Consider the following 12,926-nt stretch of genomic DNA (forward strand, 5'->3'; position numbering starts at 1 on the left):
GGCCTCCGTCAGGGTGGCGGCGCCGGTCCCGGGCGGGGAGACTCGGGGGCGAGCCCCGCGACGGCGCGGAGGCCGACGAGAGGAGCCGACCATGGCCAAGTACCTGATCTCCTTCCCCAGCAGCGCGATGAACCTGTCCGACGACGAGCTCGCCGCCGCGTCCGAGGACTCCCACGCCGTGGTCCGTGAGGCGAAGGCCGCCGGGGTGTGGGTGTTCGGCGGCGGGATCGACGAGTCCGTGCCCCCGGTGATGGTCACGGGCAGCGGCAGCGTGCTGGAGACGACCTACGAGCAGACCCGTCGCATCGACGGCGGGTACTCCGTCCTCGACGTCGACACCCGCGAGGAGGCCCTGGAGTGGGCGCGCCGGATCGCCGTCGCGTGCCGCTGCGCCCAGGAGGTGCGGGTGTTCGGGGACGACCCGGAGAGTTGAGGGGCACCGCCTCGACGGCGAGCGTGCGCGCCGCGCCGAAACACGCCATGAGCAGGAGCGCAGGCAGACGACAAGTGACCGTCCGGACTTTGACGCATATGTGACGCAGGTCATACTCTGCCGTCGCCCGCACGCCCTGCCATTCGCGGCTCCGCATGCCCGGCACGGGCCGCCCCGACCGAGGCGGCCCGGACGATGCCGTCCCACCCGGAGGAAGTCATGCGCCTGTCCTCTGCGGCCGCCGGAGCCTGCTGTCTGGCTCTCGCCGTCGCCTTCACCGCAGCACCCGCCTCCGCCGGCGGCCCCCACCGTCATCACCCTCGGGGCCCCGACGTCGTCGCCGACGGATTCGTCGGCCCGCTCTCCCTCGCCGTCGGCCACGGCGGCACGATCACCGTCACCCAGGCCTTCGCCGGGGCCGTGACCCAGGTCGACCGACGGGGCGAGCAGACCCTCCGCTACCAGGTCCCCGATCCTGCCGGCGGAGGGATCTCCGGCGCCGCCGAGGGCCGTCACGGCGCCACGTACCACCTCGAGACCGAAGTCGGTGTGAACGGCCCCGAGAGCCACGTGATCCGCGTGGACCGCGACGGCACCCGCACCGTCGTCAGCGACGACCTCTGGGCTCACGAGAAGGAGGACAACCCCGACGGCGGACGGACGTACGGCTTCACGGGTCTGGACGACCAGTGCGCCGCCGAGGTCACCGCTCTCGAGCAGTCGATCCCGCCGGGACCCGAGGGCGGCCCCCTGCTGCTGAACGAGTACGCCGGCATCATCGAGTCCAACGCCTATCAGCTCACCGTCGACCGCGGCACCGCCTATGTCGCCGATGCGGCGGCCAACGCGATCCTCGCCGTCGACCTGCGCAGCGGCGAGATCTCCACCGTCGCCGTCATCCCCGGCAGCGCCGTGACCTTCACCGAGGACCACAAGGCGTACGTCGACGGCATGCTCGGCGGCGCGATGCTGCCGGACTGTGTGGTCGGCGCGTCGTACACGCCCGAGCCCGTCCCGACCGATGTCGAGATCGGGAAGGACGGAATGCTCTACGTCTCCACGTTGCAGGGCGCTCTCGGCGAGGCGTTCCCGCTCAGCACGGTCTATCGGGTCAGCCCTCGCTCCGGACACACCCGGGCGGTCGCCGACCGCGGCATGCAGGGGACGACGGGCCTCGCCGTCGCCCCGAACGGGGACATCCTCGTCGCCGAGATGTTCGGCGACGAGATCTCCACGATCTCGCCCGGCCGCACGAGGGCCCGCACCCTCTTCGAGGCCGCCTCGCCGGCCGACGTGGAGCTCGAGCGTGGCACCGTCTACGCCACCACCGGCGTGTTCGGCGAGGGCGGAGCCCCCGGAAACGGCGCCGTCGTCTCGTACCGGTACCGCTCCGGCCGCTGAGGTCGCGCGGAGCATCGATGCGGAGACCCCCGCCGCGCCGATCGGCGGGACGGGGGTCTCGTGCTGCGCAGGAGCGGCGACGGAGCGGCGGCCCGATCACCAGGGGACAGACGGGAACGTCTGTATCTCGGTCTACAGCGATGTCAACGCGTGGTCGATCTCCGCGGCCGTCGGCGAGGTCGCCGGCCCGTGACGGGTCACGGCGATCGCCGCGGCCACCCCCGCCCGCCGTGCTGCGTCCTCGAGCGGTTCCCCGGCGGCGAGCCGGGCGCAGAGCACCCCGGTGTGCGCATCCCCTGCGCCGTTGGTGTCCACCGCGGTCACAGGGAGGGGCGGGAGCACGAGCGGCTCCCGGTCGGGGTGGGCGAGCACGGCGCCGCGTGCACCGGCGCGCAGGAGGACCACCGCTCCGGCGAGGGCGCACAGCCGGGAGGCGAGGGTGAGGAGGTCGCCGTCGGGGGAGGGGTCGATGCCGTTGGCGCCGGCCGGTGCCGCCTCCGTCCTCGCCGGGGCCTCGGTGTGCGCGTCCAGGCGGTCCACGAGCAGTCGGGCCTCGCGCTCGTTCGTCGTCCAGACGTCCGCCCGGGCGAGCAGGGCGTGCACGGACTCCAGGTCTACCTCGCCGATCACCGGCGAGGGATCCACGACCACCTGCACGCCGTCCTCCAGACCCGGCAGCCAACGAATGAGGGACTCGCGGTTCACGGGATGGACGAGCGAGTAGCCGGAGACGCACACGACGTCGCCGGGAACGGGCGCGCCCGCGAGGAGCTGCGCGAGCGGGGTCTCGGCCTCCGCGCCGCGGGTGGAGACGAAGGTCCGCTCGGCGGAGTCGTCGACGAGGGCGACGCTGAAGCCCGTGTCCTGCTGCGGATCCGGGGCGGCGAGGACGCGCACGCCCTCCTCGGCCAGCGCCGCCCGCACCATGTTCCCGAAGGGTCCGGTGCCGTGGCTGCCGAGGTAGACCACCTCGGCGCCGTCCCGTGCGGCGGCGGCCATCGTGTTCACTCCGCCGCCTGCGACCAGCCGGTGCGCGGCGGCGAAGACGTCTCCGCCGGGCTCGGGCATCCCCGGAATGCGCAGCACGACGTCCACGACGGCCTGCCCGGCATGCAGCACCCGCCCGGACCCGACCGGCGCGGTCATCGCGTGGAGCCGATCGACCGCAGGCCGATCACGGCGTAGAGCACGGCGGCGAGGGCGAGGGAGAGCAGCCAGGCCATGCCGTTGCGCCCGACCCAGGTGTCGAACAGCGGTCCCGTGTACCAGGGCGTCTGCCCCGGGGCGATCCGCATGAACAGCGCCGCGACGACGATCGCGACCAGCCAGGGCGCCACGGCCGCCCAGCGCACGCCGCCTGTGTAGAAGTAGCCGCTGCCCGGGGAGAGGTCCAGCAGCGCGTCCGGGTCGTACGCCCGCCGACGCAGCATGTCCACCAGGAAGATCCCGACCCAGGCGGAGATCGGCACGGCCAGCAGCGAGATGAAGGTGATGAACGGTCCGTAGAAGCCGTCGGCCACCAGGAGGAACAGCAGCGACGCGGTGGTGGTGACCACGACGTCGACCAGCACGGCGTGCACGCGCTTCACGCGCAGCCCGAGGGTGAGGGTGGTGAGGCCGGCGGAGTACACGGAGAGATGGTTGGACAGCAGCAGGCCCACGAAGGAGACGACCAGATAGGCGACGGCGACGGGGAGCGGGAGCATGTCGCGGATCGAATCCAGCGGGTTCGCGGAGGCGGCGACCCCGGAGTCCGAGGCGCCGAGCATCGCGCCCATGGAGATCATCACGACCAGTGGGATGCCGGCGCCCGCAGAGGCGGAGGCGACCAGGGACGCGGCCGAGACGCGCGGGGACTGGTAGCGGGCCATGTCCGCGCCGGAGTTCGCCCAGCCGATTCCGGTGCCGGCCGCCATGGTGCCGATGCCGGTCAGCACCGCGGCGGTGGTGCCGTGGGGCAGCGCCATCACGGCGGCCCAGTCCACGTTGACGACGAGGAAGGCGAGGATGACGAGGTTCGCCGCGCCGAAGATCCAGGTCGACCATTTCTGGACGACGAGGATCGCGGCGTGCCCCATGCCCGAGACGGCGACGGTGAACGCGACGAACACCGCGACGCCGAGCATCGCGATCAGCGGCGCGGACTTCGCGTCGCCGCCGGTCCCGGCGAGCAGGGAGACGATCGTGACCAGGGCGAGCGCCGCGGTCGAGGTGTTGACGGTCTCCCAGCCCAGGCGCGAGAGCAGCGCGACGAGGGTGGGGCCGGCGTTGCCGCGGGTGCCGAAGATCGCGCGGGAGAGGGTGAGGCTCGGTGCGCCGCCGCGGCGCCCAGCGATGGAGATCAGGCCGACGATCGCGAAGGAGCCGAACGCGCCGAGCACGGCGACCAGGATCGACTGGCCGACCGACAGTCCGAGCGCGATGAGGCTGACCCCGAGGGGCAGGCCGAGCACGGAGATGTTGGCGGCGAACCAGACCCAGAAGAGCTCCAGGGGATTCCCCGTGCGCTCGTGCTCGGGGACGGGTTCGATCCCTCGCTGCTCGAGGGCGCCGAGCGCCCCCTGCTCGCTCGGGAGTGCTGCGGCGGGATCGCCGCCCTGGGCGGTGGTCGACATCGATGTCTCCTCGGGGTCTGCGGTGGTGCGATAGGGGTGTGGTCAGGCGGCGGTGCGGCGGCGCAGTGCGAGGAGCTCCTCGGCCAGCGGCGCGAGGTCGAGCCCGTTCACCTCGCGCACCTGCGCGGTCATGGCGGTCGGGAAGGCAGCCGTGCCGTGCAGGGCGCCGAGCACGGCCCCGGCCATCGCCGCGACGGTGTCGGTGTCGCCGCCGAGCGAGGCGGCGGTGCACAGGGCCTCGAAGGGATCGTCCCGGCCGAGATCGACCAGGAGGAGCGCCGCGACCACGGACTCCTGGGACTGGACCGAGGTGCCGACGACGTCGCGGAGGAATTCGTCGCGGGCAGCGGGGTCCAGGCCGCGCAGCGGTGCTCGGAAGGCGCGGACGCGAGCGGGGATCGAGGCGCCGGCGATCCAGCTGCCGCGCGATGCGCCCTGCTCCGACAGGTCGAGCGACGTCTCGAGCGCCTCGTCCGTGTCCGCGCCCTCGAGCGCCGCGGAGACGGCTCCGGCGATCGCGCCGGCTCCGGAGATCCCGAGCCCGGTCAGGTGGGTCACCTGGCTGGCCTCCACCACCGCGTCCAGGAGTGCGTCGCCCGGGGCGACGGCGATGCCGACGGGGGCGATCCGCATCGCCGCGCCGTTGGTGGTGCCGTAGCGGCCGGTCTCCTCGACCGGGACGCCGGACTGGAGCTTCTCCAGCGCCGCCTTGGTCGAGGGGCCGAGCAGGTCGCGCGAGCCGCGCGCGATCATGTCCTGCTCCCAGGAGATGAGGGCGGCGGCGAGGGCGTGGGGGTCCACATGCCCGTCGCCGTCCAGCAGGAGTCGGGCGAGCAGCAGCGCCTGCTCGGTGTCGTCCGTGATGGAGCCGGCCGGCATGCCCGGTGCGATCGGCTGGTCGTCGGCGGCGTCCAGGAGCCGGTCGACCCGTCCGTGCAGGGCGGCGATCCGCGCGTGAGGGAGGGACTGGGTGGGCATCCCGAGCGCATCGCCGAGGGCGAGGCCGAGCAGGGCGCCGTGCGCCCGATCCTGCGCGGTGGGGGCGGGGGAGCTGGTCATGCATCGTCTCCGAAGGTGAGGGCGAGGGTGAAGTGGGAGGGATCCAGCAGCGAGACGACGTGCTCGACGAAGCGACCGTCGGCCGTCCAGGACGTGCGGGACGTGCGCAGGAACGGGGTGCCGACGGTGCGGCCGAGAATCGCCGCCTCCCGCGCGTCCAGCGCGTGGACATCGGCGCGCTGTGTGCCGCGCGCGGGGGCGAGGCCCGCGCGGGCGAGCGTGGCGGAGAGGGAGTCGTCGACGAGTCCGGTGGTCGGCAGCTCGGCGAGCAGATCGACGGCGGGGACCGTCGCGCACTCGAAGGAGATCCGCTGCGAGGACCCGTCGTCCGTGACGAGGGTGCGGAGGCGGCGGATCGCGACGGCGCTCTCGAGGTCGACCTCCTCGGGCAGGAGGGGGACCTCCTCGCGGCCGACGCGGTCGATCGAGAGGATCCGGGCGCTGATGTCGCTCCCGGTCTCGGCGAGCGCCTGCGCCCAGCCCTGCTGCTGATCGAGGCGGTGGCCGTCGAAGATCACGAAGGAGCCCCGTCCGGACTCGGTCGCGATGAGCCGTCGATGCTGGAGATCCGCGAGCGCCTGGCGGACCGTGGTGCGGGAGACGCCGAACTCCTCGGCCAGCCGCAGCTCGCCCTCGAGGCGGTCGCCGAGCTCGTACTCGCCGTCGTGGATGCGACGGGAGAGCGTCTCGACGATCATGCGGCGCTTGCCGCGGGCAACCGGTATGGACATGTGCATACAGGTACACCATGTCGGGGTCGGCGGCGAGCGCGTGTCGGGATGCGGACGACGGGGCGCGCCAGGAGCCGATGCGGAGACCCCCGCCTCGCCGGATGGCGGGACGGGGGTCTCTGCTGCGCGAGCGCTGTCGGCTCAGATGTCGTAGTACAGCTCGAACTCGTGGGGGTGCGGGCGGAAGCGGAACGGATCGATCTCCGTGGTGCGCTTGAGCTCGATCCAGGTCGAGATGAGGTCCTCGGGGAACACGCCGCCCTCGGTGAGGTAGTCGTGATCGGCCTCGAGCGCGTCCAGGGCCGCGCCGAGGGACTCGGGCAGCTGCTGGATCTGGGCGTGCTCCTCCGGCGGGAGCTCGTAGAGGTCCTTGTCGATCGGCTCCGGCGGCTCGATCCGGTTGCGGATGCCGTCGATGCCCGCCATGAGCTGCGCGGCGAAGGCGAGGTACGGGTTCGCCGAGGGGTCCGGCGCACGGAACTCGACGCGCTTGGCCTTCGGGGAGGAGCCCGTGACCGGGATGCGGATCGCGGCCGAGCGGTTGCGGGCCGAGTAGACCATGTTCACCGGTGCCTCGAAGCCGGGCACCAGGCGCTTGAAGGAGTTCACCGTGGGGTTGGTGAACGCGGTCAGCGAGGGGGAGTGCTCGATGATGCCGCCGATGTACCAACGGGCGATGTCAGAGAGGCCGCCGTAGCCGCGCTCGTCGAAGAACAGCGGCTCGCCGTCCTTCCACAGCGACTGGTGGGTGTGCATGCCCGAGCCGTTGTCGCCGAACAGGGGCTTGGGCATGAAGGTCGCGGTCTTGCCCGCGTCCCACACGGTGTTCTTCACGACGTACTTGAACTTCATGACGTCGTCGGCCGCCTGCAGCAGCGTGTTGAAGCGGTAGTTGATCTCCTGCTGGCCCGCGGTGCCGACCTCGTGGTGGGCACGCTCGACCGACAGCCCGGTCTCCTCGAGCACGGCGCAGATCTTATCGCGCAGATCGGCCATCTGGTCGTTCGGCGGGACGGGGAAGTAGCCGCCCTTCAGGCGGGTCTTGTAGCCTTGGTTGCCGCCGAGCTCGGACTCGTCGCGGTCGGTGTTCCACACCGCCTCGTCGGAGTCGATCGAGTAGAAGCCGGAGTTGACCGACGTCTTGAAGCGGACGTCGTCGAAGATGTAGAACTCGGCCTCGGCCGCGAAGAACGCGGTGTCGGCGATGCCGGTGGACTTCAGGTACTCCTCGGCGCGGGCCGCGACGGTGCGGGGATCGCGGGAGTAGGGCTCGTCCGTGAACGGATCCACGATCGAGAAGTTGACGATCAGGGTCTTCCGCTCCCGGAACGGATCCAGGTACGCCGTCTCCAGGTCCGGGACGAGCTTCATGTCCGACTCGTGGATGGCCTGGAAACCGCGGATCGAGGAGCCGTCGAAGAGCTGCCCCGTCGCGATGGCCTCCTCGTCGAAGGTGCTCGCCGGAATGTTGAAGTGCTGCATGACGCCGGGAAGGTCGCAGAAGCGGATGTCGATGAACTCGACGCCCTCCTCCTCGATGTACTTCGCGACCTCGCTGGGATTGTTGAACACATCTCCTCCATCCGCGCCGTACGGCGCGTTAAGTGCTGTCTCACCCCGAGGGGCCGAACCGCTCGAGTGCCGAGGGACCGCGTCGGGCCCGGACTCGGGTGAGACCAAGCTTAGGGGCAGTGGTGCCCCGCGCCCGGGGGGCCCGGCGATTCCCAGCACGGCCGCGTAGGCTCCGCCCGTGATCGATCGCAAGGACCTCGGCTCCTGGATGGACGGCCCGCCCGGGGAGGCCGGCTACGTCAAGGGCTCCGCTCTCGGACTGCCGGCCGTGGGCCCCGGTGCCGTCGCGCCGTTCTGGCGCCGACCCCTCTCGCTGATCGTCGACTGGGCGCTGAGCGTGGGCATCTCGGCCCTGCTGCTCGGCGGCGACCCGCTGGCGAACCTGATCCTCTTCGCGGCGGTGAACGTGCTGTTCCTGACGCTTTTCGGGGCGACCCCGGGGCAGTTCCTGCTGCGGGTGCGGGTCGTCCCCGTCAGCGGCCGCAGCCCGATGCTGCTGCGGGCGGTGGTGCGCACCGCGCTGATGCTGCTGGTGCTCCCGGCGGTGGTCTGGAACCGCGACACCCAGCCCCTGCACGACGTCGTCGCGGGCACCGCGGTCGTCACCTTCTGACGGAGGTTGTCGCCTCGCCGACGCGGCGGGAGAGAGCGCTCCGACGCCCCTGGACGCGCCCTGCCGCACCGCAGGACGACCGCCCCACTTCTTTCGCTGACCTGCAGCGACGCCAAATGTCACGAAAAGGTCACGCAGATAACGAGAAGGTCACGGGCGCCTCCCGGCCCCACGGGCAGCCCTTCCACGCACAGCACGACGCCCCCTCCCGCCGGAGCGGGAGGGGGCGTCGCCGAGAGGACGGGAGCCGGGTCAGCGGCCGCGCATCGCCTTGCGGTTCGGACGGGCGCGCATCGGGTCCACGCCCTTGGGCACCTGCTGGCGCAGCGAGCGGTGCAGCGCGTTCAGGCGCTTGGTCACCTGCGCGGACTCCTGCTTGGTCAGCTGCTTCTTCATGCGCTGCATGTAGGTGGGGAGCTTGTGCAGCGGCACCTCGCCCTCGCCGTCGCCGACGACGATCTGGTGGACCGGCACGTTGTCGTGCTGGAGCACGCGCCGGATGCTGCGTCGCTCCTTCTCCAGCAGCTTCATCGAGATGCCCGAGGAGTCCTCGGCCACGACCGCGATGCCCGCCCGCCCCGAGGCGCGGAAGAGCATCTTCTGGCTGCGGGGATCGATCTGCACCGGCTCGTCCTCGACGTTCCAGCCGCGGCGGATCGACTGCATGGCGGCGAGCGCCGCGCCGGTCTGGCCCTTGATGCGGTCGAAGGCCGCACGCTCCGCCTTGCGCGCCAGGATGATCATCGCGATCAGCACGCCGACGGCGAGGCCCATGAAGATGCCGTACCAGGGGCTGTCGAAGATCAGCACGGTCAGCAGCACGCCGACGGCGATCGCGCCGACGACCGCGAGGATCATCAGCGGCAGGGTCGACCGGTCGACCTCCTGCGTGTACTTGAAGACCTCGATCATCTGCTTGAGACGACCGGGCTTCTTCGTGCCGTCGGCGTTGCGCTTGCCGCGCTTCTTCGTGTCGTCCTTGGCGGACGTGGTCTCGGACGTGCGAGCCATGGGGAATGTGTCCTCTCGGGCCGGGGGAGCGTCAGCTCGCGGCGGCCTGCTGGGTGCGGGCGACGACGCTCGCAGCTTCCTGACGGGCGGGCTGATCGGAGTCGAGGTGGCGGAGATTCTCCGGGATCTCGCGGCCGAGCTCGCGCATCGCCTGCGCCCAGAGCTTCCCGGCGCGGTACGAGGAGCGGACCATCGGACCGGCCATCACCGCGAGGAAGCCCATCTCCTTCGCGGCCTCGGACAGCTCGACGAACTGCTGGGGCTTCACCCAGCGGTCGATCGGGTGGTGCAGCTTCGAGGGCCGCATGTACTGGGTGATGGTGAGGATGTCGCAGCCGGCGTCGACCAGGGCCTGCATCGACTCCAGGATCTCCTCGTCCGTCTCGCCCATCCCGAGGATGAGGTTGGACTTGGTGATCATCCCGGCGTCCTTGCCCATCGAGATGACGTCCAGCGACCGGTCGTAGCGGAAGGCGGGACGGATCTGCTTGAAGATCCGCGGCACCGTCTCCAGGTTGTGCGCGAACACCTCCGGCTTCGCCTCGAACACCTGCTGGAGGTGCTCGCCGCGGCCCTTGATGTCGTCGATCAGCAGCTCCACGCCCGTGCCCGGGTTCATCGCGTGGATCTGCTGGCAGGTGCGGGCGAACAGCCCCGCCGCGCCGTCCTCGAGATCGTCGCGGGCCACGCCCGTGACCGTCGAGTAGCGCAGGCCCATCTCCTTGACCGACTGCGCGACCTTGAACGGCTCCATCGGGTCCACCGCCATCGGCTTGCCGGTGGCGATGTTGCAGAAGTCGCAGCGCCGGGTGCAGGTGTCCCCGCCGATCAGGAAGGTCGCCTCCCGATCCTCCCAGCACTCGAAGATGTTCGGGCAGCCGGCCTCCTCGCAGACCGTGTGCAGGCCCTGGCCGTGCACGCGCTGCTTCATGGCCGTGTACTCGGGGCCCATGACGGCCCTGGTCTTGATCCACTCGGGCTTGCGCTCGATGGGGACCTCGGCGTTGCGCGCCTCGATGCGCAGCATGCGACGGCCCTCGGCAGCGATCGTCACCGTGATGCCTCCTCGTCTCGACGTCCCTGAAGTCTATCGATCCCGCCTGCGCGCGCGGCGCTCACAGCGCCCGTGCGGAGGTGCGGTGCGCCACGAGGTCGATCATCGCCTCGGCGACCGGGTCGAGCAGCTCGGCGACCGGCATCCTGCGGCCCAGCTCCCGGCTGAGACTGGTCACCCCGGCGTCGTCGATCCCGCACGGGATCACGTTCTGGGCCCAGGAGAGGTCGTTGGCGCAGTTCAGGGCGAAGCCGTGCATCGTGGCGCGCTTCGAGACGCGCATCCCGATCGCGCACACCTTGCGCTCCTCCTCGCCCTCGGGAGCCACCCACACCCCGCTGCGCCCCTCGATCGGGACGGTCTCGAGGCCGAGCCCGGCGCAGACGCCGATGATCGCCTGCTCGAGGGCTCGCACGAACCCGACCACGTCGATCGGGATCGGGAGCTTCACGATCGGGTAGCCGACGAGCTGCTGCGGCCCGTGCCAGGTGATCTTCCCGCCGCGGTCGATGTCCACCACCTCGGCGCCGTCGCGGGGGCGCTCGTGGTCCTGGGTGAGCTTGCCCGCGGTGTAGACCGGCTGGTGCTCCAGCAGGAGCAGCGTGTCCGGCCGCTCGCCCGCGACGACCTCGGCGTGGATCCGGCGCTGCAGGTCCCAGGCGGCGCGGTAGTCCACCGGCCCCGGGGGCAGGTCGAACTGCGCGTGCCGGTCCTCGTGGGGGAGCGGCTCGCTGAGGCCGAGACGGATCACGTCGAGCATCGCTCCAGGCTACTCCTGCCGCGACCTGCGCGTTGTGGATGACCAGCAAGGGTGTGCGGCGCGGTGGGGTTCACTAAGGCCATGGACGAGGGGGAGCACGCACGGAGCGGAGGGCGCCACAGGTTCGTCCTGGGGCCGACGGTCGACGGTCCGGGCCGGAAAGGTCCGGGCCGCGACGGCCCGGGACCCGCCGGCACCGGTCTGGACGGTGCCGACGAGGACCGGACCGGTCGCGAGGAGGAGAGCCTCGGTGCGCCGGGGCGGGAGGACGCGCTGCGGGTGCGGTGGCGGGGTCCGGAAGGGAGGGAGTCCGTCACCGCGGAGATGCAGCTGCTGGCCGCGCTCGAGGTGGCCGGGATCAGCGCCGCGCCGGATGTGATCGGGATGGAAGAGGACGGGTACATCCGCGAGACCGCCCCGCCGCTCGCGCGACGCCGCGGGCGTCGCGCCGCCGACGGCGGCGCGCCCGCGACGGGGGAGCGGGTGGCGCAGGCCCGGGCACGGGAGGACCTCGAGGCCCTCGTCGCGACGCTCCACGAGCGCGGCTGGGTGCTCGGGGCACCGCGGGGCCGCGGGCTCGGGGTCCGGGCCGACGGAAGCGTGCTGGTGCTGGACCTCAGCGGCCTGCGACAGGAGCCGTCGCTCGCCGTGCGCAGCGCGGATCTGCACTGGATCGACTCCGTGCTCGAGGACGAGGAGCGGACTCTGCGCCGACGGGTCCACGCCCTGCCCGGCGGGGGTGCGCCCTCGCTCGAGCTGCCCGGGCTCTTCGACGCCCCCGCGGGGACGGGGCCGACGGATCTGCCGCAGCTGCCGGGAGAGCCGGGAGAGCCGGAGCAGCCGGACGCGGCACAGGGGGAGGTGGCGCAGGAGGAGGTGGAGGACGAGGTCGACGCGACCGACGCAGGACCAGTGGCGCCGCTGCCTGCGCCCCGGCTGCGCAGAGCGCGGACGGAGGCGCGGGCCGCCGGCGGAGAGGGCACCGGGGCATCGCGTCGGCAAGGGGCGGCCGGCGCGCTCTCCGCCGTGCTGGGGGAACGCAGACACCGGCGCACCGCCCTGCTCAGCGGTGCCGTGGTGCTCACCCTCGGTCTCGGCGCGGCGGCGGCGATCACGCTGACCGCGGACCGCCCGGAGCAGGCGCCGCACGCCCCCGCCGTCGCCGCCGGGGAAGATCCTGCGGGAGCCGGCACCGTGCAGGAGGGGCAGGCGCCCGCGATCGAGGACCCGTGGGCGCTGGCGGCGGAGCTCGCCGGCTCCCGCCACTCATATCTCACCGGCGCCTCCGACGTGCCCGTCGCCGCCGAAGGCGGTGCCGCGCAGGAGGAGGACGAGCGCATCCGCGCGGCCTACGAGGGCTACGAGGTGCAGGGCAGCGGGCCCGTCGTGCACGAGGCCGAGCTGCTCGAGGGGCCCGACGAGGACGGCAGGGCCGTGCTGCGCGTGCTCGTCTCGACCGAGGACGGCCTGGTGCGGGAGGGCGCCGGCATCGTGCAGGAGACCCCGATCAGCGGTGCGACGCAGGTCGATCTGCACCTCGTCTGGGACGGGGCCCGCTGGAGGATCCTCGAGACGCGCACCGCGTGAGACGCCCGAGGAGGCCCAGGAAGGGCCGGAGAAAGGGAGGGACCGGAGACAGGGAAGGGCCCCGACACCGTGACGGTGTCGGGGCCCTGC

12 protein-coding genes are annotated in these 12,926 nt (G+C 72.1%); 4 read left to right on the top strand and 8 right to left on the bottom strand.

Features of this window, described 5'->3' with window-relative positions; genetic code table 11:
- The first annotated feature begins 91 nt into the window (after positions 1-91).
- Both A4A78_RS15385 and A4A78_RS15390 read left to right on the top strand, forming a co-directional pair.
- A complete protein-coding gene (locus A4A78_RS15385; RefSeq protein ID WP_062950770.1) occupies positions 92-433 on the top strand; it encodes a YciI family protein in 342 nt (113 codons plus the stop codon).
- Between the two features lie 219 nt (positions 434-652).
- Complete coding sequence (locus A4A78_RS15390) at positions 653-1,834, top strand: ScyD/ScyE family protein (protein WP_062950771.1); 1,182 nt, start codon at positions 653-655, stop codon at positions 1,832-1,834.
- Positions 1,835-1,966: 132 nt separating this feature from the next.
- Here A4A78_RS15390 and A4A78_RS15395 read toward each other — a convergent pair whose 3' ends face one another.
- The 5 genes from A4A78_RS15395 to glnA all read right to left on the bottom strand — a co-directional run bounded on the left by A4A78_RS15395 (position 1,967) and on the right by glnA (position 7,811).
- On the bottom strand, positions 1,967-2,980 hold the full coding sequence (locus A4A78_RS15395; protein WP_062950772.1) for a PfkB family carbohydrate kinase: 1,014 nt from the start codon (positions 2,978-2,980) through the stop codon (positions 1,967-1,969).
- Positions 2,977-4,449 (bottom strand): cytosine permease, encoded by a 1,473-nt coding sequence (locus A4A78_RS15400; RefSeq protein ID WP_062950773.1) that lies wholly within the window; start codon positions 4,447-4,449, stop codon positions 2,977-2,979. Before A4A78_RS15400 ends, A4A78_RS15395 begins: the two co-directional genes overlap by 4 nt.
- Positions 4,450-4,491: 42 nt before the next feature.
- Positions 4,492-5,508, bottom strand: coding sequence for an ADP-ribosylglycohydrolase family protein (locus A4A78_RS15405; protein ID WP_062950775.1), 1,017 nt, complete (start codon positions 5,506-5,508; stop codon positions 4,492-4,494).
- Positions 5,505-6,239: a GntR family transcriptional regulator gene (locus tag A4A78_RS15410; RefSeq protein ID WP_062951279.1), complete on the bottom strand. Its 735-nt coding sequence runs from the start codon at positions 6,237-6,239 to the stop codon at positions 5,505-5,507. The genes A4A78_RS15405 and A4A78_RS15410 overlap by 4 nt, the downstream gene beginning before the upstream one ends.
- Positions 6,240-6,380: 141 nt before the next feature.
- Positions 6,381-7,811 carry a type I glutamate--ammonia ligase gene (gene glnA / locus A4A78_RS15415; protein ID WP_062950777.1) on the bottom strand — a complete coding sequence of 477 codons (1,431 nt, stop codon included), beginning with the start codon at positions 7,809-7,811 and terminating at the stop codon, positions 6,381-6,383.
- 178 nt (positions 7,812-7,989) lie between these two features.
- On the opposite strand from glnA, the gene A4A78_RS15420 reads away from it, so the two are divergent.
- Positions 7,990-8,424, top strand: a complete 435-nt coding sequence (locus A4A78_RS15420; protein ID WP_062950779.1) for an RDD family protein — start codon at positions 7,990-7,992, stop codon at positions 8,422-8,424.
- Between the two features lie 252 nt (positions 8,425-8,676).
- Here the strand turns inward: A4A78_RS15420 and A4A78_RS15425 are convergent, their stop codons facing one another.
- The 3 genes from A4A78_RS15425 to lipB form a co-directional block, all read right to left on the bottom strand.
- Entirely contained in the window at positions 8,677-9,435 is a 759-nt protein-coding gene (locus A4A78_RS15425; protein ID WP_062950780.1) for a DUF4191 domain-containing protein, read from the bottom strand.
- A 31-nt stretch (positions 9,436-9,466) separates the two neighbouring features.
- On the bottom strand, positions 9,467-10,489 hold the full coding sequence (gene lipA, locus A4A78_RS15430; RefSeq protein ID WP_062950782.1) for a lipoyl synthase: 1,023 nt from the start codon (positions 10,487-10,489) through the stop codon (positions 9,467-9,469).
- A 61-nt stretch (positions 10,490-10,550) separates the two neighbouring features.
- A complete protein-coding gene (gene lipB / locus A4A78_RS15435) occupies positions 10,551-11,249 on the bottom strand; it encodes a lipoyl(octanoyl) transferase LipB (protein ID WP_062950783.1) in 699 nt (232 codons plus the stop codon).
- Positions 11,250-11,330: 81 nt separating this feature from the next.
- Here lipB and A4A78_RS15440 point away from each other — a divergent pair, with 81 nt between their 5' ends.
- Positions 11,331-12,836 (top strand): hypothetical protein, encoded by a 1,506-nt coding sequence (locus A4A78_RS15440; RefSeq protein WP_062950785.1) that lies wholly within the window; start codon positions 11,331-11,333, stop codon positions 12,834-12,836.
- Positions 12,837-12,926 lie beyond the last annotated feature (90 nt).

It is taken from the genome of Brachybacterium sp. sponge, assembly GCF_001613775.1.
Classification (GTDB): domain Bacteria; phylum Actinomycetota; class Actinomycetes; order Actinomycetales; family Dermabacteraceae; genus Brachybacterium; species Brachybacterium conglomeratum.

Bases quoted from the DNA above. Each gene is read 5' to 3' on its own strand.
- A4A78_RS15410 (WP_062951279.1), bottom strand. From the start codon at position 6,239: ATGTCCATACCGGTTGCCCGCGGCAAGCGCCGCATGATCGTCGAGACG.
- A4A78_RS15440 (WP_062950785.1), top strand. From the start codon at position 11,331: ATGGACGAGGGGGAGCACGCACGGAGCGGAGGGCGCCACAGGTTCGTC.
- A4A78_RS15385 (WP_062950770.1), top strand. From the start codon at position 92: ATGGCCAAGTACCTGATCTCCTTCCCCAGCAGCGCGATGAACCTGTCC.
- A4A78_RS15395 (WP_062950772.1), bottom strand. From the start codon at position 2,980: ATGACCGCGCCGGTCGGGTCCGGGCGGGTGCTGCATGCCGGGCAGGCC.
- A4A78_RS15400 (WP_062950773.1), bottom strand. From the start codon at position 4,449: ATGTCGACCACCGCCCAGGGCGGCGATCCCGCCGCAGCACTCCCGAGC.
- lipB (WP_062950783.1), bottom strand. From the start codon at position 11,249: ATGCTCGACGTGATCCGTCTCGGCCTCAGCGAGCCGCTCCCCCACGAG.
- A4A78_RS15405 (WP_062950775.1), bottom strand. From the start codon at position 5,508: ATGACCAGCTCCCCCGCCCCCACCGCGCAGGATCGGGCGCACGGCGCC.
- A4A78_RS15390 (WP_062950771.1), top strand. From the start codon at position 653: ATGCGCCTGTCCTCTGCGGCCGCCGGAGCCTGCTGTCTGGCTCTCGCC.
- A4A78_RS15425 (WP_062950780.1), bottom strand. From the start codon at position 9,435: ATGGCTCGCACGTCCGAGACCACGTCCGCCAAGGACGACACGAAGAAG.